Source organism: Kribbella sp. NPDC055110, from assembly GCF_053607525.1.
This window is the reverse complement of record NZ_JBSGTS010000002.1, coordinates 1-22,834: the sequence shown is the minus strand read 5'-3', so window position 1 is coordinate 22,834 and position 22,834 is coordinate 1. Positions and strand designations below refer to the sequence as shown.

Here is a 22,834-nt window from a genome sequence, read left to right as displayed (position 1 = left end):
AGTGTGACCACTCCGCCGCCGCAAACGCAACGCCCCGGAGCCGAGGCGACTGCTGCAGCAGATCAGATCGCGAAAGGTTGGGCGAATCTGTTCTACAAGCGCAGTCCGGCAGCCGAGACCTACGCTCAACTCGTTGAGCGTGCGAAGCGGTTCACGACTCCAGAACTGGCGGACAGTTTCACGGCTTCGGGCGATAACACCTACGATGCTCTGCGCGCGAGCGGCGGGACATCCACGGTTCTGTCGGTTGCGGTCGCGCAACCGCGGCCAGGTACTGCGCCGGTCGACACACCGACCAGAATCACTCGGCTGGTAAATATCAATGTTGCCACGACTGGGAAGAATGCCGGGCAATTTGCAGTACCACTGCTGGTGACTCTGGTGCCGGACGGTGGCCAGTGGCTTGTTAGTTCGGTCGATGGTGGGAGCGGCCCGTGAGCAGCCTCCGGGGCGATCTCAATGTTTAGCGGCAAAGATCTCGCGGAGGCGGTTGGGCTTGGCGGGGCGCGGAGCCTTGCGCCGAAGCTCGCGGCGGCGGGGGCAGTCCTTGCTCTCACAGCCGTGGTCATCCTGGCTCCATTTGGTGCCGGAGGCAGCCAGGTCAGCGCTGCGTGTCCGCCCGGAGCGCCCGGAGGCGCTGACGATCCGCCCGTCGACGGTTCGCTGCGAACCGTTCAGATCTCCTACGCGAAGATCATCGACGGGGTCGCCGTCAGCCGTGGCCTGCCAGGCCAGGCGACTCTGGTGGCCCTGATGACTGCGCTGCAGGAGTCGCAGCTGCAGAACCTTACCTACGGCGACCGAGATTCAGTCGGTCTGTTCCAACAGCGGCCGTCAGCCGGTTGGGGAACGGTGGAGCAGATCCTCGATCCGGTTTACGCGGCCAATGCATTCTTCGGAGGTGCGAACCCACCGAGTCCGCCAGGGTTGGTGGACATCAGCGGCTGGGAGACCATGCCGTACACCGTTGCCGCGCAGTCGGTTCAGGTTTCCGCATTTCCTGACGCTTACGCACGGCAGGAGAACACGGCCCGAGGTATCGCAGAGCAGGCAGGCATCGATCTGAACCGTGTCGGTGATCCGTATGCCGGGCGGCCAGGACCTCGACCAGCAAACTCGGGTACACCGTCACCAGGATCCGAGTCCGCCGATCAATGCGGTGGCGGGCTTATCGACGGGCGTCCGACGGCGGGACATTGGCCTGCAGAGGTTCAGAGCGTTCCTGATCCGACTGGTACCGGTGGTCTCCTGACGCCCCGGACAGCCGCGTGGGTGCAAGCTGCACGAGTCGCCCTGCAAAATCCGAGCATGTCTTGCTGGGATGCGCACGCATGGAATCCAACGAGTGATCATCCCAAGGGTAAAGCCTGCGATGTCTTCGTGGGTGGGGACGCCAGAAAGTCACCCGCCGAGCGGGCAAAAGGCGACAGGTACGCAAACTGGACGATCCAGACCGCCGCAAAGACCGGGGTGAGATACGCCATCTGGTACGGGAAGATCTGGAGTGCGCGAACTGGTCAATGGCGGGAGTACAACGGCGGTGGAGTCTACAATCCGACGGACGCGACAGGCGGGCACTATGACCATGTGCACGTGTCGATGTACTGAGTCGCGATGCAGGCGTTGTAGATGTCGACTCTGGGGAGATGCTGCGAAGGGATACAGAACCGTGGGTGCGTCGGGTCGGTCGGAGGGTTCTGATGAACGGCGCTGATGACCGAGACCGGCCTGGCTCATTCTCCGCCGACGATTGGGAGCCCGCAGGGCAGCCAAGTCAGAGTGGTAAGCCGCCGGATGCACCAGGCAGCGCACCGGGTTCGTTCGGTGGCGGCGATCCGGGGCCTGTAGGCAATCAGGCACCTCGGGCGCTGCGGTTCTCGGCTCATTCTGCTGCAGAGTTGGTACTCGGCATCCCGTGGGCGCTGTGGAGCCTCAGCGTCGTGTCGACTGTGTCTACGTGGATCTTCGATGGATTCGTTGACGCACTGGTGGTCGCGCTCTGGGTTCTGTCTGGCGTACTCATCGTGCTGCCAATGACCGAGGACTACGTAGCGATGTACCTCTGCCGATTGCGCAAGCCCACCATGCTGGAGCAGCAGAAACTTGAGATTGCCTGGCGAGCTGTATGTACCCGTGCTGGCGTTGATCCCGGCTACCACAAGCTCTGGGTGGAGGAAGCTGACAGCGTCAACGGTGTCTCAGTTGCTGGCCGCTCAGTTGCCGTGACCAGATGGGCGCTCACCACCCTGCCTCCACGCCAGCTACAGGCAGTGCTCGCGCACGAGTTAGGGCATCACAGCGGCGGTCATCCCTGGGCAACGTCGCTGGTGTTCTGGTACTCCCAGCCCGCGCGCCTGATGCTCGCGATGATCCAGGCCATGCTGCGGCTCGGCTCGCAGATCACTGCGTTCGGGTGCTTGATCGCGGCGTTTCTACTGTTCGCAATCGGCGGCTTGGTCCTTCACTCGCTGTTCTGGGGCGGTTGGGGATGGACCCTCTATGCGCTCGTGCCGTTTGCCGTGCCGATACCCTTGGCCTGGCTCAGCCGGCGCTCCGAACTGGTTGCCGATCGGGTAGCGGCGGACCTTGGCTATGCACGCGAGACGATCGCGTTCTTCTACGATCTGCAGTCACAAGGCGAAGATGTTGCACGGCGGGCGGCCGGGTGGCGTGGCGTTCTCTACGCCACCCATCCATCGATCGCCGACCGTATCCGAAAGCTCGAGCAGTATGTGCAGGTCTCTGGAGCATGAACAAAAAAGGGGAGCGGTTCAGGTCGCTCAAAGACAAGTTGGCTGCGGTTGCCGCCGCTGTCGGCGGCCACGCGCCGCCTCCGCCACCACCCGAGCCGCGGCGCGCGGTACAGCCGTGGGAGCCGATCCGCGAATCACACGCAGACCTTGCCCGGCAGTTGGACGAGTTGGCGAGATCGGCTGACTTCGGTGACGTGGACAGGGCTCGTATCGGCCACGTCATCGAACGGTCGGCGGCCAATCCGGACGAGCTTGAGAATCTAACGCGTGCTGTGGAACGCGACAGCAGCGCGGCGCTCGTGCACCCATCACAACAGCGGAATCTTCCTGGAGCGAGATTCGCCCGTCATAATCTCTTGGCTGGGCAAGTCAGGCTCGGAGAGGTCGTTGCAGACCACCGCAGCGACTTCGACGTTACGGGAGACTTCGGCATCGATCTGGACGTGTTGCGAACGTCCCTCCTGGTTGTCGGTCCACCGGGGTCGGGAAAGACTCGGGGTATCGCGACACCCATCGTTGAGCACCTGTCTCTCGCAGCCTTGACTGGTAAGGCGAGCATGGTCGTCATCGATCCGAAATCGACCGACTTCGCATACGACGGGTGGTTCGATGTCACGATCGACCCGCTGCATCCGACCTGTGGGTTCAGTCTGTTCGGCGGATCCAAGACCGCAGACGTTGCTGCTGATCGGTTGGCATCCGCGCTGCTGCCACCTCGGGTAAGTGACGACAAGGCCTACTTCATCGATGCTTCCAAGAACGCTCTTTATGCGTGTCTGGCGCCGTTCGAAGCTGCCTACCAACGGTGGCCGACGGTGGTAGAGCTGCTCGGCCTCCTCAGGGCCGAGCAAGCCTCGACAGATCGGGTGAAAGAACGACTGCGAGGTCCAGGTGCCAAAGAGATGAAGGCGCTGCTCGACAGTCGTAAGGCTCAGACACAACGGACCGCAGACCCTGCTGCGAGCTTGGTCGAGCGCTTCGCGCTGCTTGATCGCCCATCGCTGCGCGGCTTGTTCGACCATCCGGGGCCCACCTTCCAGATGCGTGACCTGAACCGACCGGTGCGCGTCCGGGTCGCATTGCCGGAGGCGGAGTATCCCGACGCGTCGCGAATTCTCGCACGACTCGTGGTCTCACAATTCGTTCAGATCACGTCGTCTGCGGACACAGACAGATCGATCTTCAAGGGCCTCGTCATCGACGAGGCGGGCCGCTTCGTCGATGACTACGTGGCCCGAGGCGTGCAGAAGCTGCGTTCGAACAACGCTGGGCTGGTGCTCCTGTCACAGACCATGTCCGATTTCCAGCCGGAGGTTCGAGCGACCGTGTTCGGATCGACCGGTTGCAAAGCCGTGTTCGGTGGAATTGATCCGGCGGACGCGGATGTGTTCTCCCGCTGGTTCGGTGAGCAGTACGTCACCGAGACAACGATTAACCGGAGTGCGACGACTGGAACCCAGTACAACCAGTTTGGCTCTGTGGGCGGGCGGTCTGAGAGCCGCACGTCTGGATACAGCGCCCGGCGCGTCGAGCGGGCGCGGTGGACAGTCTCGGACATCATCACCGGCGTGCCCGCCGGCCACGCGTTGGTCTCGCTTGCTCGCTCGAACGGTGTCCGCGTCGGACCTGTACTGGTCAATCTGCGAGCGTAGAGCAGACCGCGGCGCATGGAGTCGAGTCCTAAGATGCGCCGCGGTCTCATCGGCATCAACGGTGTTAGCGCACCTCCGCCGACATCTCACCATATCGGATGTCGTGACCGGCGGCCATCGGCGCAAGGGTGGCAAGCCCGCATGCTGGCTTGCTAGCCTATAGGAAAGACAGAGGTACCACACGGTGCTTTCGTTCACTTGTGATCGATTCGCCGGGTGGTTGTTAGCGCGACTCTGGGCGAATTCGTCACCTGAAACCAGGAGTCGAGTCCATGGTTGCCACTAACACCCGTCGTAAGCGCACTTCTTTCGAGAAGAAAGTTGAGCGTTGGAATGCCAACTTGGTTGCGTTGAGCTCGTTGATGGGGAGTCTGAGTGGTCTGCTTCGGCGGGTTGCTCAGGTTGTCCTGATCGTGGTCGGCGTGGTCGCGGTGTTCTGTCCGGGGCTTTTGCCGCTCGTGGCTGCGATGTCTGCTCTGCTGTTGCAGGTTCGGCGTTCGTAAGTGCGGGGCATGACAGCTCGACCCTTGTGGTCGGGCTGTTGTGTTTTAGGAGTCGAGGCGTTTGATTTGGGGGGTGGCGGTTGGGGTGGTGAAGGTTAGGAGGGAATGGGCTTCGGTTTCTATGGAGGTCCAGGCTTGGGGGGTTAGGGGGGTGAAGGGGGTGATTTCAAGGATGGCTTGGGTTTTGGTGTTTTTGGTTAGTTTCCAGAGGGCTTTGGGGTGGCCGTCGTGGAGGACCGAGCCTTTGGTGAGGACTTCGTGGAGGGTCAGGCGTTGGCGGGTGGGGGTGTCCAGGAAGCGGGTTCGGTCTTGGTGGGATAGGAGGAGGTTGTCGTATTCGGGGAGGAAGCGGGTGGGGGCTTCGGTGTCTTCGTGGGGGAGGGGGAGGTCGGGGAGGTCGTAGAGGGTTCGGTCTGTGGTGGCGTCGGTGTAGGTGCGGAGGTCCAGGCGGTCGAAGACTTCGGACAGGCGGGTGAGGCCGGACCAGGTTTGGGCGTCGGCTATTGAGGCGGGGCCGTAGGCGGCGAGGTAGCGGAGGACCATCGCCTCTACGGTCGGAGATGAGTCGTCTGCGGGGGCGGATGAGGAGTCGACAGGGGTGGCGCCGGGGGTGGGGGGTTGGGGGAGCCAGAGGGGGGCGGTGGTGAGGGTGGGTTGGCCGGGTTTGTTCCAGAGGCCTCGGGGTGGGGTTTGGATGGTGGGGAGTAGGCAGCGGACGGCGTGGGCGAGGGCGGCGGGGTCGCGGTCGGGGTAGAGGGGGGCCAGGTGGTCGCGGAGTTGGGCGGCGGTGGCGGGGCTTTCGGTCATGCGGGCGATGCCGGCGGCGAGGACGGCGTCCATGTCGAGGCCTTCCAGGCGGTGCCGGCCGTAGGTCTGGTTCTGGTAGACCTCGCGTTCCAGGCGGGCCTGGATGAGTGGGCGGAAGGCGAGGAAGTCGCGGCTGGAGACCAGGTGGATGGTTGCTCGCATCATCGATCCGCGGACGGCCTGGCGGGTTTCCAGGAGGGTGGAGAGGTCGGCGGGGTCGAAGTTCGTGAGCCGGGTCCAGAGGCCGACGTACGGCGCTTGCGGGGATTGGGCCTGCATGCCGACGAGGTGTTCGATCGCGTCCAGGGCGGTCGCGTCGTGGCGTTCGAGGAGCCACTGGCGGTCGAGGGTGGCGCGGTTCAGGGCCTGCAGGCTCAGCTTCGTCATGGCGGGATCCTCTCTGATCGGCGGATCCAACGGTAGGCGGAGAAGCGGACAGGTTCGGTCCGCTACTTCCGTGCGCAGGTTCGGAGGGTTATCCCTTGCAGGGGGTCGATGTGGTGACGATCTGCTTCCCAGTGAGTGCGGCGCGGAACTAGGGTTCGACGGACCGTAGTGGTTGCGTTACGCAACCTGGATGTGGGAGGGAAACGGATGAGGAAACGCCGTACGGCGATCGTGGCCGTCGTCGCTGGGCTGGCCACTGTCTCGCTCGGGTTGTCGTTCACCAGCGCTGCGGGGGCCGCGCCGGAGGCAGCGACGGCCAATCCGAACGGACTCAAGCTGATCAAGACGAAGACGTCGCTGCTCGGGAAGCACTATTGGTACCAGCAGACCTTCAAGGGCCTGCCGGTGATCAACGGGTACTACGCGAAGCATGTGGCGAAGGACGGCGCGGTGCAGATCGCGGACGGCCGGGACGCCGTACCGGCGAACCTGGATGTCAGCGCGGCGGTCGCGCCGGCGTCGGCCACGCAGACTGCCAACACTGCGGTCACCGCGCGTGCGAATCGTGCCCGGATCGCTGGGCCGAACAAGAACCTCGTTCCGCAGCCGGGCGCGACCAGTGGCGCCGCGCAGCTCGCGGTGATCGGCGGGCCGAACGCGCGCCTGGTCTGGAACGTCACCAGCCGCTCGGCCGAGGGCGTCAGCCGCTCGCTCGTCGACGCGGACACCGGCACCGTCGTCGAGTCGAAGGTGATCAGCGACAACGTCGACGGCCGCGGCTCGGTGTTCGACCCGAATCCGGTGGTCAGTGAGCAGAACGAGAAGCTGACCGATCAGAACGACAAGAACCAGGACGCCTTGTTCCTGGCGCAGAAGAACGTGATCCTGCGCAACCTGGACGGCTCCGGCAAGCTCAACGGCTCCTACGTCAACATCACCGAAGCCAAGGGCGGCCTCGCGCAGAGCAAGACCAACACCTTCGTGTACCAGCGCGCGAACGACAAGTTCGAGCAGGTGATGGTGTATTACCACATCAACCAGACGCAGGAGTACATCCACCAGCTCGGGTTCACCGAGGTCAACAACGAGTCGCAGGACTTCTCGGTCGACACGTTCTCCGGTGACAACTCGTTCTACGACCCGTCGACGGACATGATCACGGTCGGCGAGGGTGGTGTCGACGACGCCGAGGACGCCGAGGTGATCTGGCACGAGTACGGGCACGCGATCCAGGACGACGTGGTGCCGGGCTTCGGCGAGTCGGAGGAGGCCGGCGCGATCGGCGAGGGCTTCGGCGACTACTGGGCCGTGACGATGTCGGTGCCGGTGAGCAGGGGCTTCGAGCTGCCGTGCGTGATGGACTGGGACGCCACGTCGTACACCAGCGACGAGCCGCACTGCCTGCGCCGGACGGACACCGGCAAGACCATCGACGACAAGACCGGTGAGGTTCATGACGACGGCGAGATCTGGTCGAACGCGCTGTGGGACATCCACCAGGCGCTCGGCCGGACCAAGGCGAACAAGCTGATCCTCGAGTCGACGTTCTTCTACGACCCCGACACGTCGTTCGCCGCCGCGGCCCAGGACACCGTCCAGGCTGCCCGGCTGCTGTACGGAAAGCCCGCGGCCGCCCAGGTAACGAAGGCCTTCCAGGACCGCAAGATCCTCCCGTAACAACCAGCATTCACCCGTGACAACACCAGGCCGTGCGCCCACGACTACTGTGGGCGCATGACCTGGAGTACGGCGGATATTCCCGACCTCACCGGACGACTGGCGCTCGTGACGGGTGCCACCAGCGGACTCGGGTACGAGACCGCGCTGGAACTGCTCAGACACGGCGCGGACGTGCTGGTCGCCGCGCGGAATCCGGAGAAGGCGGCGCGGGCGGCGGAAACGCTGACGCAGAAGGGCGGGCGCGCGCCGACGGTCCTCGAGCTGGACCTGGCCGATCTGGCGAGTGTCGAGCGGGCGGCCGACGAGGTCGTCAAGTCGTACGACAGGCTGGATCTGCTGATCAACAACGCCGGCGTGATGGCACCGCCGTACCGGCAGACCATTGACGGGTTCGAGCTGCAACTCGGTACGAATCATCTCGGGCATTTCGCGCTGACCGGCCGGCTGCTTCCGTTGCTGGTCAAGGGCAGTCGGGTGGTCACGGTCAGCTCGTTCATGCACAAGACTGTGCGCGGCATCAGCGAGGACGACCTGCGGCGGCCGGCGGACAGCTATCGGAAGTGGGAGGCGTACGGGAAGTCGAAGCTCGCCAATCTGCTCTTCATGCTGGAGCTCGACCGTCGCGCCCGCGCCGCCGGAGCCGATCTGCTGAGCGCGGGGGCGCATCCCGGGTACGCGGCGACTCATCTCCAGGCAGCCGGTCCTGAGCTCGCCGGGAGTGCCCTGCAAGCGCGGCTGTGGAGCGCTGGGACGCGCATGGTCGCGCAGTCCGCGGCGGCCGGTGCCTGGCCGACTCTGTACGCCGCGACGTACCCGGATCTGCGTCCTGGATCGTTCGTCGGCCCGAGCTTCTTCGAGTACCGCGGTACGCCGAAGGTCGTGCTGCCGACCCGTACCGCGCAGGATCCCGCGCTGGCGAAGGATCTCTGGGCGTGGTCGGTCGAGGCAACCGAGGTCGATCCGGCACTCACCGTGCCGAGGTAGTGACATAGCGGCAACTTTCTGGTTACCCTCCGGTAATTCCAGTTGCCGGAGGTCCTCCAGTGCGCAAGTACGCTGCCGCCCTTGCAGTAGCCGTGACCCTGATCGCCGTGACCCTGACCGCGATCGGTCCGCGTGCGGATGCGAGCCAGACCGCTCCAGGTTTCAGTACGGCGTACCAACGCATCCCCGGCGTTGACGGGATCGAGATCGGCGCCGTCGTACTCACGCCGACCGGGCAGGGCGACGGGCCGTTCCCGCTCGTGGTGATGCCGTCGAGCTGGGGTGTGCCGAACGTCGAGTACGTCGGTCAGGGCGCGGAGCTGGCCGCGGCCGGGTTCCAGGTGATCTCGTACTCGAGCCGCGGCTTCTGGGATACCGGCGGCGGTATCGACATCGCCGGTCCGCCGACCGTCGCCGATGTCAGCAAGGTGATCGACTGGGCGGACGAGCACACGCCGGCGGATACCAGCAAGGTCGCCGCGGTGGGGATCTCGTACGGCGCCGGTACGTCGCTGCTCGCCGCGGCGAAGGACCCGCGGATCAAGGCGGTCGGCGCGATGAGCGGCTGGGCGGACCTGATCCGCTCGCTGGATCCGAACGACACGGTTGCGCTCCAGTCCGTCGCCGGTCTGCTTGCCCTGGGCAACGTCACCGGACGGCCGGGGCCGGAGATGGCGTCGTTGCAGACGAAGTTCGTCACCGGGGACTTCGACGGCGCGATCGCGGCGGCCAAGCAGCTGTCGCCGGTTCGGTCGGCCGCGACGATGGTAGACCAAATCAACGCGCGGAAACCGGCGGTCTTCCTCGCGAACGCGTTCGAGGACTCCATCTTCCCGCCGTCGCAGTACACGGACTTCTTCACCGCGCTGACCGGCCCGAAGCGGCTGCTGCTGGCGCATGGCGATCACGCCACGCCGGAGGCGAGCGGTGCGGTTGGTCTACCAAATGAGACGTGGGACGAGCTGGCCGGCTGGTTGCGGCATTACCTCACCGGCGCGGACAACGGCGCGGACACGGAGGAGCCGGTGCAGCTGAAGTCGCAGCGCGGCGTGTGGCGTGGGTATGCCGACTGGGCAGCGGTCGGCCAGGCGCGTACGTCGTACCTGACGAAGGCCGGTGCGCTGCAGGGGAACGAGTCGACCGGGTGGAGCCGGGCGATCGGAGCCGGTATACCAACGGTCGCCGACAGTGGAGTCGCGCTCGTATCAGGTGCTCTGCAAGGGCTGCTGTCGATTCCGACCGGGGTTGCGACGCCACTGGTGGACAGGACGTTCGCTGGCGTTTGGTCTGGTCCGGCGTTCGATCGTGCGGCCGTTGTCAACGGGTCGCCGAAGGTGCATCTCACCGTGAAGCCGTCGGCGGCGAGTACGTCGCTGTTCGCCTACCTGTACGACGTGGATGCGCTCGGTGTCGGCTCGTTGATCTCGCACAAGCCGTACACGCTGCGCGGGGCGACGCCGGGCAAGGCCGTGCCGCTCGACGTCCGGTTGGAGGCGACGAGTTGGGAGGTGCCGGCCGGGCATCATCTCGTGCTGGTGGTGGACACGGTCGATCCGCGGTACCTCGGGCGGAGCGTGATCGGGTCGACGGTGACGTTCAGTTCGCCGGCAGGCGATCCGTCGTGGGTCAGCGTTCCGGTGGCGGCGTGAACCTGAGCCGCCGCGGATTCCTCGGCTTCACCGCTGCCCTCGTCCCGATCCACCAGCCCGCAACCCGCGAGCCCTCGCGCCGCGAGGCGCCGGACTACGAAGGTTGGGACCGCGAAGGCCCGCGGCGCGGGGAAGCGGTCAGCCGGGGAGCACGCCGTGTGGCCGGCGGCACGATGTACCTCGGCACGTACGGCGACGGCATCGGCATCGCGACGTACGACGCCGGCGGCAAGATCACCAGGACCGGGACCATCGACGGTATACCAAACCCGTCCTTCGTGATCCGGGACGGCAACTTCCTGTACGCCGTGAACGAGCAGGACGCCGGCGCGGTGACGGCGATCGACATCTCCGGTACGCCGAAAGTCCTGAATCGCCAGCCCAACAAGGGATCCGGCCCGTGTCACCTGGCCAAGGTCGGCGACCACCTGCTCAGCGCGAACTACGGATCCGGCGACATCGCGGTCCATCCTGTCGCCGCGGATGGGAGCCTGGGGCAACAAACCGATCTGGTCAAGCACGAGGGAGATGCACCGCACGCGCACCAGGTGGTGCAGGCCGACGAGTACGTGCTGGCCGTCGATCTCGGTACCGACACGATCTACACCTACGCGCTCACGGCCGGGAGACTCACGCCGCAGCATCAGGCGAAGGTCAAGAACGGTGCCGGTCCGCGACATTTGGTATTCCATCCGTCGGGCAAGTACGCCTACGTCGCCGATGAACTCGACAGCACGGTGACGATCTGCGGCTACCAGGACGGCGTACTCACGGTGCTCGACTCGATCCCGACCGGGGCGGGGGAGAACTACCCGGGCGAGGTCGTGATCTCCGCCGACGGCCACTTTGTCTACGTGACGAATCGCGGCCACAACAGCGTCTCGATCTTCCGGACCAAGGAGGCGGGGCTCGAGTTGGTCGGTACGCCGAGTTGCGGAGGGGACTGGCCGCGGCATGCCGCGTTCGACCCGACCGGCCGCCTGCTGTTCGTCGCCAACCAGAAGTCGAACAACGTCACGACCTTTTTGGTAGACCAAACGGCGGGCACGCTGACGCAGACCGGCGACTTCAGCACGCCGACCCCGGTCTGCGTCAACGTTTGAACGGATCCGGCCCTAGGTCGAGATGCGCGGAAGCCGCTGAGCCCTGATCCTGGTAGGTAACCGATCAGCGGAGGTGAGCGCGATGGTTGCACCCAGCCAGGTGCTTGCGCCCCGCACTACGGCCCGGTTCCGGCCGCCCCGGTTCGGGCTCGGCGGCTCGCACCTCGGCAACCGAGAAGCTGACCCAGAAGGCGGGACCGCAACCGCGACAGGAGACGCGGCAGCGGTCGCGACCGTCGATGCGGCGTACCAGGCCGGCATCAGGTTCTTCGACACGTCCCCGGCGTACGGCGAGTCCGAGCGACGACTCGGTACGGCGCTGCAGCGGCGGCCACGTGGTGAGTTCCTGGTGTCGACGAAGGTGGTCGGCACTGACCCGGAGGACTCGATCCGGGCGAGCAGCGAGCGACTCGGTCTCGCGGTCGATCTGGTGTTCGCGCAGGACGACGCGGCGTACCCGGTGCTCGATCGGCTGCGGCGCGACGGCGTGATCAAGGCATTCGGGGCGGTGTCGGACGACTGGCGCGAGCTCGATCGGCTGGTGCGGGACGTCGAGCTGGACTGCGTGCTGCTGACGGCGCAGTACGAGCTGCTCGACCAGTCGGCCAGGCCGCTGCTCGATCGTTGCGTCGCGCGCGGGGTCTCCGCGGTCGTGTCCGGCGTACTCACGCCACAGGTGCTGTACACGGAGACCATCCAGGCGCGCCGGCTCTCGGCGGTGTGTGAGCGGTACGGCGTCTCGCTGCCGCAGGCCGCACTCGCCTTTCCCAGCAGGCATTCCGCGGTCACGTCGGTGCTCATCGCGGCGTCGTCACCCGCGGAGATCCGGGCCGACGCGGCACTCGTCCGGCAGCCGGTACCGGAGCGGCTCTGGAAGGATCCGGAGTTGATGCGTTTGCTATCCTGAGAGCAGGAGTTCGGCTTTCAGCGGGCTCCCCGGACGAGCGGCGCCGTACCCGGTCTGAGAAGACGACGCCTTGCCCCTCAGGGAGGGGGTCGTCCCATGCATACGCTCGATGTCGTCGAAATCGTTGGTGCGCTCACCGTTCTGGTCGCGTTCGCGGCTGCCCAGGCCGGGAAGCTGCGGCAGCGCACGATCACGTACCAGCTCCTGAACCTGTTCGGATCGGGGGTGCTGGCAACGATCGCGGCCGTGCAGCTGTCCTGGGGCTTCCTGCTGCTGGAGGGCAGCTGGGCCGTCATCAGCCTGCTCGGTCTGTTGAATCTGCTACCCCGCGAACAAGCGACCGAGAAGCAAGCGGCCTAGAAGAAGGCGGCCTAGAACTTGTCGCCGGGGTTGGTCGCCGTACCGGGCGATCCGGACGGCGCGACCGTTGGGATGCCGGTGCTCGGTGTAGTCGGCGTCGACGGGCCGGTCGAGGGGCTGGCGGAGCCGGTCCCGGTCCCCGGCGGCGGTGTGGTCGGGGTGACCGTGACCGTCGTGGTCCCGCTCGGCGTCGGGATGACGGGCTCCGGCTCCAGCGGCGCGGCGTGCCGGAACAGCAGCCAGGCCAGGAACACCGCGAGCGCCATGATCACAGCCATCGTCAGCAGCGCGAGCGCCAGCGCCCACCGCGACGCGGGGCGTAGCGCGTTCGGCCACGGCAGCGGCCAGATCCGGAACAGGCCGGGGCGCCGCCGGTTCTCCCAGTAGTGCCGGAAGTCCGGTCCGCGGAGCTTCCCGGGCTGCGGGATCCGGTCCATCAGGACCGCGGACAGGATCTCCTCGCCGCGGCGTTCGGCGATCAGACGCTCGTCGGACGCCGCGCTGGAGCCGTCGTCGGCCCGGATCGGCCCGACTGCGACCCAGAGCGCGAGGTCGTCGTCGTCGGAGTCGTTGTGTGCGAGTACGGCGTCCTCGGGCAGCTCGTCGACGGCGTTCACGAACCGTTCGCGGGCGGCGGCGTCGTCGGCCGATCCCTCGGTCATCATCGCGACGATCGCGTCCCGGCCGTCCTCGGAGCTGGCGGTGTAGAGGTAGCCGGCCGCGTTCGCGCCGAGCCGGCCGCGGAGCCAGAACTCGCCGACCCGCGGCGGGTCCTCCGGCTGCAGCGGCAGGGCGTCCGGAATCTCCAGCGCAGCCGGCACCTCCGCCGGCTGCACCTGAGGCTGGGATTCGGTCGCAGTCATCACCCCAATCCCACCACATCCCCGGTAGCACTGTCGCCGCCGCTCCTCCCGGGCCGCACTTTGTGCATCAGATCCGTACGGCGGCGCGTCCGACGTACGGATGTCGTGCACAAAGTGCGCCCAGCTCGGACCGGGGCGCGGAGCGGGGCGCGGAGCGGGGCGCGGAGCGGGGCGCGGAGCGGGGGCGCGGGCCGGGGCGCGGATTTGGGGTGGCGGGGGAGGATGGGACGGGGCTCCGGGAGCGCTGGCCCCGGTGATCTGATGGAATGGCGGGTGTTGTCAGCGGTGCAGACGGTGGGGAATGACAAGGCTCGCGTGCGGGCCCCGGAAGGACAGGCATGACCGAAACCACGGTGCCGACAGGTTCGGTGGCCCAGCAGTCCCGGCTGATCGGCGAGGCGATCAGCGAGGTGAAGCGGGTGATCGTCGGCCAGGAGCACATGGTCGAGACCCTGATGGTGTCGTTGCTGGCCAAGGGCCACTGCCTGCTCGAGGGTGTTCCGGGCGTCGCCAAGACGCTGGCTGTCCGGACGTTCGCCAGCGTGGTCGGGGGTACGTTCGCCCGGATCCAGTTCACCCCTGACCTGGTCCCGTCCGACATCGTCGGCACCCGGATCTACCGGCAGACCCGCGAGGCCTTCGACATCGAGCTCGGCCCGACGTTCGTGAACTTCGTGCTGGCCGACGAGGTCAACCGCGCCCCGGCCAAGGTGCAGTCCGCGATGCTGGAGCTGATGGCCGAGCGGCAGGTGTCGATCGGCGGCCAGACCTTCCCGATGCCGAAGCCGTTCATCGTGATCGCGACCCAGAACCCGATCGAGTCCGAGGGCGTGTACCCGCTGCCCGAGGCGCAGCGGGACCGGTTCCTGGTGAAGATCGACGTACCGCATCCGCGCGGGCACGAGGAGTTCGAGATCCTCCGCCGGATGAGTGTCGACCCGCCGGAGCCGCGGCAGGTGCTGAAGCCGGAGACGATCCTCGAACTGCAGCGGTCCGCGGAGCAGGTGTTCGTCCACAACCTGGTCGCGGAGTACGCCGTACGCCTGGTGATGGCGACCCGTACGCCGACCGACTTCCACCTGCCCGACCTGGAGCCGATCATCGAGCTCGGCGTCAGCCCGCGCGCGACCCTCGGCCTGATCGCGGCCGGCCGGGCGCTGGCGCTGATCCACGGCCGGGACTACCTGCTGCCGAGCGACATCCAGACTGTCGCACTGGACGTGATGGGGCACCGGCTCGGCCTGACCTTCGATGCGGTCGCGGACAACATCGACCCGCGCGCCGTGATCGAGCGGATCCTGGCCACCGTCCCGCCGCCGCAGCCGGTATGGCGCGACGGCACCGACGGCTCCGGCCGCCCGGAGTTTGTGTAGTGCCCAACCGCCCAGATCCACGAGTTGCGATGACTATCTCGCAGCTTGCCCCCGAGCGTGCGTTGCGGCGGCTCGAGCTGACCGTCGTACGGCGGCTCGAGGGCTACTTGCACGGGGAGCATCTCGGCCTGTTGCCGGGGCCTGGCACCGAGCTTGCCGAGGCGCGTGAGTACCAGGTCGGCGACGACGTACGGCGGATGGACTGGGCGGTCACCGCGCGCACCACGGTTCCGCACGTCCGCGACCTGATCGCGGACCGTGAGCTGGAGACCTGGGCGCTGGTGGACCTGTCCGGCTCGATGGACTTCGGTACGTCGACGCTCGAGAAGCGGGAGCTCGCGGTCGCGGCCGTCGCCACGGTCGGGTTCTTGACCCACCGGCTCGGCGACCGGTTCGGCGGACTGATGCTGCGCGACTCCGCGCTGCGCCGCTGGCCGGCACGGTCCGGGCGGCTCGCGCTGTACGGCCTGCTGCGGGCATTGCTGGCGGAGCAGTTCAACGGCGACCAGGAGGTGCACCGCAGCGACCTGGCCGCGGCGATCGAGTCGATGGCGCGGACGCAGCGTAAGCGTGGTCTGCGCGTGATCGTCTCCGACTTCCTCACCCCGCAGGACGGCGAGGTGGCCAGCCAGATCGAGCCGTCCTGGGAGCGCGCGATGCGCAAGCTGACCGCGCAGCACCAGGTGCTCGCGGTCGAGATCGTCGACCCGCGCGAGCTGGAGCTGCCGAACATCGGCGTCGTCACGATCGGTGACCCGGAGACCGGCGAGGTCCGCGAGATCGACACCCGGCGGCGTAAGGTCCGGGAGGCGTTCGCGACCGCCGCGCTCGCGCAGCGGGAACGAACGCGGGCCGCCCTGCGTAGGGTAGGTGCGGGGCACCTGGTCCTGCGGACCGACCGCGACTGGGTCGCCGACACCGTGCGGTTCGTGCTCGCCTACCGGCATGTCGCGTCCCGCCTGCACCAACCGCCGAAGGGAGTGGCTCGCTGATGGAGTTCCTGTCTCCAGGGCGGTTGTGGTTCCTGCTGCTCATCCCGCTGATCGTCGCGGGGTACATCGTTCTCCAGCGCCGCCGCTCGCAGTACGCGCTGCGCTTCACCAACATCGCGCTGCTGGACCGCGTCGCGCCGCGGCGGCCGCAGTGGCGGCGGCACCTGGCCGTCGGGCTGGCGCTGCTGGCCGCGCTGACCTGCGTCGTCGCGTTCGCGCAGCCGAAGGACAAGGTGAAGGTGCCACGCGAGCGGGCCACCATCGTGGTCGCGGTCGACGTCTCGCTGTCGATGATGGCCACCGACATCGACCCGAACCGGCTCGAGGCCGCGAAGAAGTCGGCGAAGAACTTCGTCAACCAGCTGCCGAGCAAGTTCAACGTGGCGCTGGTCAACTTCGCTGGTACGGCGTCGATCATCGTGCCGCCGACCACCGATCGGGCGACCGTGCTGCGCTCGATCGACGGGCTCGAGCTGGCCGAGTCGACCGCGACCGGTGAGGGCATCTTCACCTCGCTGCAGGCGCTCACCCAGGTCCCGCCGGACCCCGACCACCCGACCGAGCCGGCCCCGGCGCGGATCGTGCTGCTGTCCGACGGGAAGCGGACCGTCGGCCGGACCGCCCAGGAGGGCGCGCAGGCGGCGAAGGCGAAGAGCACCCCGGTGTACACGATCTGCTTCGGCACCGATTCCGGCTTCATCGAGATGGACGGCATCCGGCAGCGGGTCCCACCGGACCGCGCCGAGCTGCGGTCGGTCGCCGAGATCAGCGGCGGCAAGGCCTACACCGCGGAGTCGGCCGGCGAGCTCGAGGACGTCTACAAGGACATCGGCTCCTCGGTCGGGTACGACGAGGTCGACAAGGAGATCACCGCCCGATACGCCGGGATCGCGATGCTCTTCACCCTCGCCGCGGCCGGCGCGTGCATCGCCCTCGCGACCCGCTTCCCCTAGGAATCGGCGTAGGCGGTCAGCCAGGCCAGGGCCGAGTTCCAGTTGATGGCGACCTCGTTGGTCGAGTACGAGCCGATCTCGTCGAGGTAGCACTTGGCGGGGGCGCAGCCCGGGAGGTTGCGTTGGGCAACGGGATCCTGCAGGTGCGAGTTCGGGCCGCCGGCGAGCGAGCCGGGGTACGGCGACGGTAGTGCGGGGTTGAGCGAGTGGGCCCAGAAGCGGTGGTGCTGGTTGTGGCTCGCGCGTTCGCCGTACCCGGTGATGTAGGACTGGTTGAGCGCGTTCCGGCCGAGTAGGTAGTCCAGCGACTCCAGCGCCACCGATCGGTAGGCGGGTCGCCCGGTGAGGTCTGCGGCGATCGCGAGGATCATCGCGTCGTTGGCCGTGGCAGAGTTGGATCCCCACACGTACTGGCCGTCCGCCGGTTTGTACGGGTTCGGGTACCCCTGGGACTTCAGGTCGGCCAGGTAGGTGTCCGCCGCGTCCGTGATCCGCGTGCGCAGCTTCCAGCGGTCGAGCGGTGACAGCCGCCACGGGACGCGAGCGAGCGCGAGATCGGCGAGTCCGCCGGTCTCCTGCCACGAGAACCCGTCGGCCGCGTTCAGGGTCGTCGAGATGAAGCGCTTGTACGACGTTGTGCCCGTCGTCGCGAACAACTCGGCGGCCGCCCACGAGAACTCGTCCGTCACTTTCGTGTCGTCGTACGCTCCACCGCCTTCACCACCCGCGGGCGCGTACACCGCCGGATGCTCCCGCGCCGCGTTCCAGGCCGTTTCGGCAGCGGCCAGGCACCGCGATGCGAACTGGTGGTCCCAGCGCGCGTAGACCCGGGCGCAACGGGCGCCGACGGCCGCGAGGTTGAGCGTGGCCGCGGTCGACACCGGGTAGAGATAGCGTGGCTGCGGATCGTCGGCGGGCGCGAGGCCGAGGCCGGTCCATTTCTCGTCGTGGACCTTGTGGTGCACCATGCCGTTCGGCGCCTGCATCCGCAGCAGGAAGTCGAGCTCCCACCGCGCCTCGTCGAGTACGTCGGGCGTCCTGTTGCCGGCCTCGGGAATCTTCAGCGCGACACCGGCACCGGTCTCCTCGTACAGATCGAGAAGCTGCCACGCGGCGAGCGCGCCGTTCACGACGTACTTCCCGTGGTCGCCGGCGTCGTACCAACCGCCGCGGACGTCGAGGCTGTAGTCGCAGGTGCCGGGGTAGCACGGGACGGAGGTGTCGCCTTTGTTCGGGGCGATGCCGAGATGGCCGGCGGCGCGGGCGTAGGCGTCGCCGACGTACTGCGCCTCGATCGGGATGCCGCTGCGGTTGTTGTAGAAGTACTCGAGCGCGTCCTTCCGAAGCCCGGCGTACACGTGGGCGCCGATGTCGAACGGTTCGCTGACGTCCTCGCCGACGGCCAGCCGGAAACCCGTCCCGGTGCGATGGTAGGTGCCGAAGTCGATCGGCTGGACATTGTCGCCGGACAGTGCGTCGGCGCCGTACGGCTTGGTCTTGCCGGTGGCAACGATCTGGTTGCCTGCGTCAAGGAGCTGCCAGGTCTGTGCGGTGGTTGCCGTGGTGACGTAGGTGGCGCGCTTCGGGCCGCTGGCGACGTACCCGAGCTGGTTGACGCGCACCGGTGAGCCGACGTCGCGCACGCCGCCGGGTGGCACGATGCCGCCGACGACCGAGATGTTGTCGAGGCAGAGCGTGTACGGCTCGGTCGCGCCGCCCGCCTGGAACGACACCTGACCGTGCGTGTCCGTGACCGGCGACGTGCCGGTGAACTCGAACGTCTGCGGGGCCGTGGTCGCGTTGACGGGCTTGTTCAGCACTGTCGAGTGCGGCGCGGCCGCCTGCTGGAGCACGGCGTGGAACTGGAGCGGCCGGCTTGTCGACGCGTCGAACTTCAGCGTGTACGGCTGACCTTGTTCGAGCGGCAGGTCGTCCTGGCCGATCATCGCGTCCCAGGGATTGACCGTGCCGACCGGGATCTGGGCGCACAACCGGCCGTCCGTCACGTTGGCCGGGATGTTGCTCCACCACGGCTCCCTCTCTGCGTCGAAAGTCCCGTTCAGGACCCGCTCGTACGCCGGATCGGCGGCTGCCGGTGGGGTGACGAGGGGGAGCAGGATGAGGGCGCCGAGCAGGGCGATCGCGCCGGACCGCCGTCGGGATCTGGGCATGGCAGGCCTCCGGAGACCGGGCTGGGAGCGCTTGCAGTTATGAACCGATCGGGACCTGATGCTGCCGACCCCATGCGCCCGTGTCAAGACCGAGATGCACACTGGAACCGCTCCCAATTTGATCGACCGGACGCGCTGGACGGCGCTTTCGGGTCGTGATGTTCTACGCTCGCCCTACGCCAAAAGTAAGGAACCGCCGGTGACCGACCTCTCCAGACGCCAGGTGACGCTCGACGAAGTCGCCGAGCGAGCCGGTGTGTCCCGGTCGGCGGCATCGCGCGTCATCAACAACGCCCCGCACGTCAGCAAGGCGAAACGGGCCGCCGTACTGCGGGCAGTCGCCGACCTGGGCTACGTGCCCAACGCAACGGCGCGGGCGCTCGCGACGCAGCAGGCCGGTGCGGTGGTACTCGCGATCTCCAGCGACAGCGCACAGGTGTTCGCGGACCCGTTCTTCGCCGAGGTGGTGGTCGGCATCTCGACGGTGCTCGACGAGACCGAGCTGGAGCTGATGTTGCTGCTGGCAACGTCGTCGCGGGGACAGACCCGGCTCGAGCAGCTGCTGCGGACACGGCAGGCCGCCGGGGTGATGCTGATGTCGATGCACGGCGACGACCCGCTCGCCCGGCTCGCCGAGCAGTCCGACGTACCGGTGGTGTTCGGCGGGCGCCCGATCGGCTTCGAGCCGCGGTACTACGTCGACGCGGACAACCGCGGTGGTGCACGGCTCGCGACCGAACACCTGATCGCGAGCGGACGGACCCGGGTCGCCACGATCACCGGCCGGATGGACGAAGGTGCCGGCAGTGCGCGGTACAAGGGCTTCCAGGAGGCGCTCGCCGTCGCCGGACTCGACGCCGGCCGAGTCGCCCACGCCGACTTCTCCGAGGACGGCGGCACCACCGCGATGCGCGAGCTGCTCGATCGGTACGCCGACCTGGACGCGGTGTTCGTCGCGTCCGATCAGATGGCGGTCGGCGCGCTGCAGGTGCTGAAGGCGGCCGGTCGTTCGGTTCCGGGCGACGTGGCGATCGTCGGTTTCAACGACATCGCGGGCGCCCGGCACCTCGATCCGCCGTTGACCACGATCGCCCAGCCGATCCAGTCTCTCGGCCGGGAGATGGCGCGGATGCTGCTCGCGCTGATCTCCGGTGACACGCCGACGCCACTCATCCTCCCGACCCGCTTGGTACGCCGAGGCTCCGCCTAGGCCCTGTCTGAGCGGGATCGCGACACGACGGTGATGTAGTTGACACGGCGAGGTTGCTGGTGTTGCTGGGGGCTGTGGTGCAAGATGTACCAGAGTTCCACGGGGCGGCTTGTGATGCCTTGAGGGATTTGTACCGCCAGGACCGACAGACAAGTGATCGAGAACGCTGGGGAAGGCGCCCCTCGAGCACAGGAGGTCCCGGTGGCGACGACTCGTGGCGTTCTGTACGTCCACACGGTGCCGTCAGCGTTGTGCCCTCATGTCGAGTGGGCCGCGGGCGGCATCCTTGGCGTGCCCGTGAAACTGGACTGGACACCGCAGCCGGCGGCCCAGGGTCAGTACCGGGCCGAACTGTCGTGGCAGGCTGAGGCCGGGACCGCGGCGAAGTTGGCGTCCGCCTTGCGCGGATGGCAGAAGCTCCGGTTCGAGGTGACCGAGGAGCCGAGCAACGGCGTCGAAGGCGAGCGGTACTCGTTCACCCCGGCGCTCGGGGTTTTCCACGCGACCACCGGCGTACACGGCGACATCATGGTGCCCGAGGAGCGGTTGAAGGCGGCCATGCTGAAGGCGGCCAGTGGTGAGGCCGACCTGACCGAGGAGGTCGAGCGGCTGCTCGGCCGCCCGTGGGACGACGAACTCGAGCCCTTCCGCTACGCCGGCGACGGCGCCCCCGTGCGCTGGCTGCACCAGGTCGTCTAAGGAGTTACTGAGAACTTCAGAAGAAACCTGTGAACTCAGGGATTTCGCCGAACTTTTCGGTGAGACTGAGCATCAGACGTTGTACAAGGGTGGGAGGGGCCGTGGCCGCTGGGCCACCGGGTGTCGGGACACCCCCGGTGGTTGTGAACAACAGCGGCCGCACCACGTGAAGGGCACGGATCTCCGGATCCGTGCCCTTCTTGTGTCTGCGCCGACCGTTACGTCCGAAGATGTGAGGGCGATCGCCCACAGTTCTTCGGACGTAACGAGGGTTCAGAGCGGGATGTTGCCGTGGTGGCCGCGGATCGGTCCGTCGGCCTCGGCCTTGGCCAGGGCGGTCGCGAGGGCGGTGCGGGTGCGGGTCGGTTCGACGACCTCGTCGACGACGCCGATCTCGATGGCGCGGTCGATGCCGCCGGCAATCTTCTCGTGTTCCGCGGCCAGTTCGGCCTCGACCTGGGGCCGGAGCTCCGGGTCCACCTCGGCGAGCTTGCGGCGGTGCAAGACCCGGATGGCCGCCACCGCGCCCATCACGGCGACCTCGGCACGCGGCCAGGCGAACACCCGGGTGGCGCCCAGTGAGCGCGCGTTCATCGCGATGTACGCCCCGCCGTACGTCTTCCGGGTCACCAGGGTCACCCGCGGTACGACGGACTCCGCGAACGCATGCAGCAGCTTGGCGCCCCGTCGTACGACACCGTCCCACTCCTGACCGACACCGGGCAGATACCCCGGTACGTCGACCAGAACGACGAGCGGTACGCCGAACGCGTCGCACATCCGCACGAACCGGGACGCCTTCTCCGCGGACAATGCGTCCAGACAACCACCGAGCCGGAGCGGGTTGTTGGCGATGACACCGATCGTGCGGCCGCCGAGGCGACCGAGTGTGGTGACGATGTTCGGCGCCCACCGCTGGTGCAGTTCGACCGAGGAGTCCTCGTCGAGCACTCCTCCGACGAGCGGGTGGACGTCGTACGCACGCTTCGCCGACTCGGGCAGGAACCCGGACAGATCGGTGTCCGGGATGGCGGTCGACATCGTGCCCTGGTTGGCGAGCAGATCGGTCAGCCGGCGCGCCTGCTCCAGTGCCGCCTCTTCGCTGTCGGTGGTGATGTGGACGACGCCGGACCGCCGCCCGTGCGGCTCGGGTCCGCCGAGGCGGAGCATGTCGACGTCCTCACCGGTGACCGAGCGGACCACGTCCGGGCCGGTCACGAAGATCCGGCCCTCCGGACCGAGGATGACGACATCGGTCAGCGCCGGACCGTACGCCGCTCCGCCGGCGGCCGGGCCGAGGACGACGGAGATCTGCGGGATCTTCCCGGACGCCTGCGTCATCGCGTAGAAGATCTTGCCGACCGCGTGCAGGCTGAGCACGCCCTCGGCCAGCCGGGCGCCGCCGGAGTGCCACAGGCCGATGATCGGCACCTGCTCCTCGCGGGCGACCTCGTACGCCTTGACCACGACGTCGCAGCCCTCGTCACCCATTGCGCCGCCCATCACGGTGGCGTCGGAGCAGAACGCGACGACCTTCGCCCCGGCGATCCGCCCGCGCGCCGCGACCATCCCGGACAGATTGTCCGGCGTGATCAGCTCCAGACTGCCCGGATCCAGCAGGTTCGTCAGCCGGGTAACCGGGTTCCGCAGGTCCAGCTCACGGGGCAGTTTGGCGGGTTTTGCCGGGGCGCTGGTCATGGGGCCTCCCGGCCTGGACTGAGGAGTGTAGGGAGCGAAGCGACCGGAGCGACGAGGGAAGGCCGGGAGTTACAGCCCCATGACCCTGTC

The 22,834-nt window shown here is 67.5% G+C and carries 19 protein-coding genes and 1 riboswitch; of the genes, 15 read left to right on the top strand and 4 right to left on the bottom strand.

The features are described from left to right. The first annotated feature begins 3 nt into the window (after positions 1-3). From ACWF0M_RS03070 to ACWF0M_RS03055, 4 genes are all read left to right on the top strand, one after another. A complete protein-coding gene (locus tag ACWF0M_RS03070; RefSeq protein WP_452233934.1) occupies positions 4-438 on the top strand; it encodes a hypothetical protein in 435 nt (144 codons plus the stop codon). A gap of 123 nt (positions 439-561) precedes the next feature. Beyond that, on the top strand, positions 562-1,608 hold the full coding sequence (locus ACWF0M_RS03065) for a hypothetical protein (protein WP_452233933.1): 1,047 nt from the start codon (positions 562-564) through the stop codon (positions 1,606-1,608). Positions 1,609-1,700: 92 nt separating this feature from the next. After that, the gene (locus ACWF0M_RS03060; protein WP_452233932.1) at positions 1,701-2,753 is read left to right on the top strand and encodes a M48 family metalloprotease; all 1,053 of its coding nucleotides are present in this window, start codon (positions 1,701-1,703) and stop codon (positions 2,751-2,753) included. Beyond that, the gene (locus ACWF0M_RS03055) at positions 2,750-4,405 is read left to right on the top strand and encodes a type IV secretory system conjugative DNA transfer family protein (protein ID WP_452233931.1); all 1,656 of its coding nucleotides are present in this window, start codon (positions 2,750-2,752) and stop codon (positions 4,403-4,405) included. The genes ACWF0M_RS03060 and ACWF0M_RS03055 overlap by 4 nt, the downstream gene beginning before the upstream one ends. Positions 4,406-4,953: 548 nt before the next feature. Here the strand turns inward: ACWF0M_RS03055 and ACWF0M_RS03050 are convergent. Continuing rightward, the gene (locus tag ACWF0M_RS03050; RefSeq protein WP_452233930.1) at positions 4,954-6,102 is read right to left on the bottom strand and encodes a winged helix DNA-binding domain-containing protein; all 1,149 of its coding nucleotides are present in this window, start codon (positions 6,100-6,102) and stop codon (positions 4,954-4,956) included. A gap of 207 nt (positions 6,103-6,309) precedes the next feature. Here ACWF0M_RS03050 and ACWF0M_RS03045 point away from each other — a divergent pair, with 207 nt between their 5' ends. The 6 genes from ACWF0M_RS03045 (at position 6,310) to ACWF0M_RS03020 (ending at position 12,785) form a co-directional block, all read left to right on the top strand. Further along, the gene (locus ACWF0M_RS03045; RefSeq protein ID WP_452233929.1) at positions 6,310-7,779 is read left to right on the top strand and encodes a M36 family metallopeptidase; all 1,470 of its coding nucleotides are present in this window, start codon (positions 6,310-6,312) and stop codon (positions 7,777-7,779) included. A 57-nt stretch (positions 7,780-7,836) separates the two neighbouring features. After that, complete coding sequence (locus ACWF0M_RS03040; RefSeq protein ID WP_452233928.1) at positions 7,837-8,766, top strand: oxidoreductase; 930 nt, start codon at positions 7,837-7,839, stop codon at positions 8,764-8,766. Positions 8,767-8,825: 59 nt separating this feature from the next. Beyond that, entirely contained in the window at positions 8,826-10,415 is a 1,590-nt protein-coding gene (locus ACWF0M_RS03035; RefSeq protein WP_452233927.1) for an alpha/beta fold hydrolase, read from the top strand. After that, entirely contained in the window at positions 10,412-11,518 is a 1,107-nt protein-coding gene (locus tag ACWF0M_RS03030; protein ID WP_452233926.1) for a lactonase family protein, read from the top strand. The genes ACWF0M_RS03035 and ACWF0M_RS03030 overlap by 4 nt, the downstream gene beginning before the upstream one ends. An 82-nt stretch (positions 11,519-11,600) precedes the next feature. Continuing rightward, the gene (locus ACWF0M_RS03025; protein ID WP_452233925.1) at positions 11,601-12,425 is read left to right on the top strand and encodes an aldo/keto reductase; all 825 of its coding nucleotides are present in this window, start codon (positions 11,601-11,603) and stop codon (positions 12,423-12,425) included. Positions 12,426-12,432: 7 nt separating this feature from the next. Beyond that, a riboswitch (guanidine-III (ykkC-III) riboswitch) is annotated at positions 12,433-12,497 on the top strand. Between the two features lie 24 nt (positions 12,498-12,521). Beyond that, the gene (locus ACWF0M_RS03020) at positions 12,522-12,785 is read left to right on the top strand and encodes a CBU_0592 family membrane protein (RefSeq protein ID WP_452233924.1); all 264 of its coding nucleotides are present in this window, start codon (positions 12,522-12,524) and stop codon (positions 12,783-12,785) included. 11 nt (positions 12,786-12,796) lie between these two features. Here the strand turns inward: ACWF0M_RS03020 and ACWF0M_RS03015 are convergent, their stop codons facing one another. After that, on the bottom strand, positions 12,797-13,648 hold the full coding sequence (locus ACWF0M_RS03015; protein ID WP_452233923.1) for a hypothetical protein: 852 nt from the start codon (positions 13,646-13,648) through the stop codon (positions 12,797-12,799). 338 nt (positions 13,649-13,986) lie between these two features. Between ACWF0M_RS03015 and ACWF0M_RS03010 the strand changes: the two genes are divergently transcribed. From ACWF0M_RS03010 to ACWF0M_RS03000, 3 genes are read left to right on the top strand one after another with little or no spacing between them, the layout of a single operon-like run. Beyond that, positions 13,987-15,021, top strand: a complete 1,035-nt coding sequence (locus ACWF0M_RS03010; protein ID WP_452233922.1) for an AAA family ATPase — start codon at positions 13,987-13,989, stop codon at positions 15,019-15,021. A 29-nt stretch (positions 15,022-15,050) separates the two neighbouring features. Then, on the top strand, positions 15,051-16,013 hold the full coding sequence (locus ACWF0M_RS03005; protein WP_452233921.1) for a DUF58 domain-containing protein: 963 nt from the start codon (positions 15,051-15,053) through the stop codon (positions 16,011-16,013). Beyond that, complete coding sequence (locus ACWF0M_RS03000) at positions 16,013-16,966, top strand: VWA domain-containing protein (protein WP_452233920.1); 954 nt, start codon at positions 16,013-16,015, stop codon at positions 16,964-16,966. The genes ACWF0M_RS03005 and ACWF0M_RS03000 overlap by 1 nt, the downstream gene beginning before the upstream one ends. Here the strand turns inward: ACWF0M_RS03000 and ACWF0M_RS02995 are convergent. Beyond that, positions 16,963-19,137 carry a glycoside hydrolase family 9 protein gene (locus ACWF0M_RS02995; RefSeq protein ID WP_452233919.1) on the bottom strand — a complete coding sequence of 725 codons (2,175 nt, stop codon included), beginning with the start codon at positions 19,135-19,137 and terminating at the stop codon, positions 16,963-16,965. The genes ACWF0M_RS03000 and ACWF0M_RS02995 overlap by 4 nt on opposite strands. A gap of 199 nt (positions 19,138-19,336) precedes the next feature. Between ACWF0M_RS02995 and ACWF0M_RS02990 the strand changes: the two genes are divergently transcribed. Both ACWF0M_RS02990 and ACWF0M_RS02985 read left to right on the top strand, forming a co-directional pair. Further along, entirely contained in the window at positions 19,337-20,347 is a 1,011-nt protein-coding gene (locus ACWF0M_RS02990) for a LacI family DNA-binding transcriptional regulator (protein WP_452233918.1), read from the top strand. A 201-nt stretch (positions 20,348-20,548) separates the two neighbouring features. After that, entirely contained in the window at positions 20,549-21,046 is a 498-nt protein-coding gene (locus ACWF0M_RS02985; RefSeq protein WP_130380557.1) for a DUF3145 domain-containing protein, read from the top strand. A 273-nt stretch (positions 21,047-21,319) separates the two neighbouring features. On the opposite strand, the gene ACWF0M_RS02980 is transcribed toward ACWF0M_RS02985, so the two are convergent. Then, positions 21,320-22,744, bottom strand: coding sequence for an acyl-CoA carboxylase subunit beta (locus ACWF0M_RS02980; protein WP_452233917.1), 1,425 nt, complete (start codon positions 22,742-22,744; stop codon positions 21,320-21,322). Positions 22,745-22,834: the final 90 nt, after the last annotated feature.

Coding starts and splice junctions, on each gene's coding strand:
- ACWF0M_RS03060 (WP_452233932.1), top strand. CDS start 1,701: ATGAACGGCGCTGATGACCGAGACCGGCCTGGCTCATTCTCCGCCGAC.
- ACWF0M_RS03045 (WP_452233929.1), top strand. CDS start 6,310: ATGAGGAAACGCCGTACGGCGATCGTGGCCGTCGTCGCTGGGCTGGCC.
- ACWF0M_RS02980 (WP_452233917.1), bottom strand. CDS start 22,744: ATGACCAGCGCCCCGGCAAAACCCGCCAAACTGCCCCGTGAGCTGGAC.
- ACWF0M_RS03000 (WP_452233920.1), top strand. CDS start 16,013: ATGGAGTTCCTGTCTCCAGGGCGGTTGTGGTTCCTGCTGCTCATCCCG.
- ACWF0M_RS03010 (WP_452233922.1), top strand. CDS start 13,987: ATGACCGAAACCACGGTGCCGACAGGTTCGGTGGCCCAGCAGTCCCGG.
- ACWF0M_RS03050 (WP_452233930.1), bottom strand. CDS start 6,102: ATGACGAAGCTGAGCCTGCAGGCCCTGAACCGCGCCACCCTCGACCGC.
- ACWF0M_RS03040 (WP_452233928.1), top strand. CDS start 7,837: ATGACCTGGAGTACGGCGGATATTCCCGACCTCACCGGACGACTGGCG.
- ACWF0M_RS02995 (WP_452233919.1), bottom strand. CDS start 19,137: ATGCCCAGATCCCGACGGCGGTCCGGCGCGATCGCCCTGCTCGGCGCC.
- ACWF0M_RS03025 (WP_452233925.1), top strand. CDS start 11,601: ATGGTTGCACCCAGCCAGGTGCTTGCGCCCCGCACTACGGCCCGGTTC.
- ACWF0M_RS03055 (WP_452233931.1), top strand. CDS start 2,750: ATGAACAAAAAAGGGGAGCGGTTCAGGTCGCTCAAAGACAAGTTGGCT.
- ACWF0M_RS03015 (WP_452233923.1), bottom strand. CDS start 13,648: ATGACTGCGACCGAATCCCAGCCTCAGGTGCAGCCGGCGGAGGTGCCG.
- ACWF0M_RS03005 (WP_452233921.1), top strand. CDS start 15,051: ATGACTATCTCGCAGCTTGCCCCCGAGCGTGCGTTGCGGCGGCTCGAG.
- ACWF0M_RS03020 (WP_452233924.1), top strand. CDS start 12,522: ATGCATACGCTCGATGTCGTCGAAATCGTTGGTGCGCTCACCGTTCTG.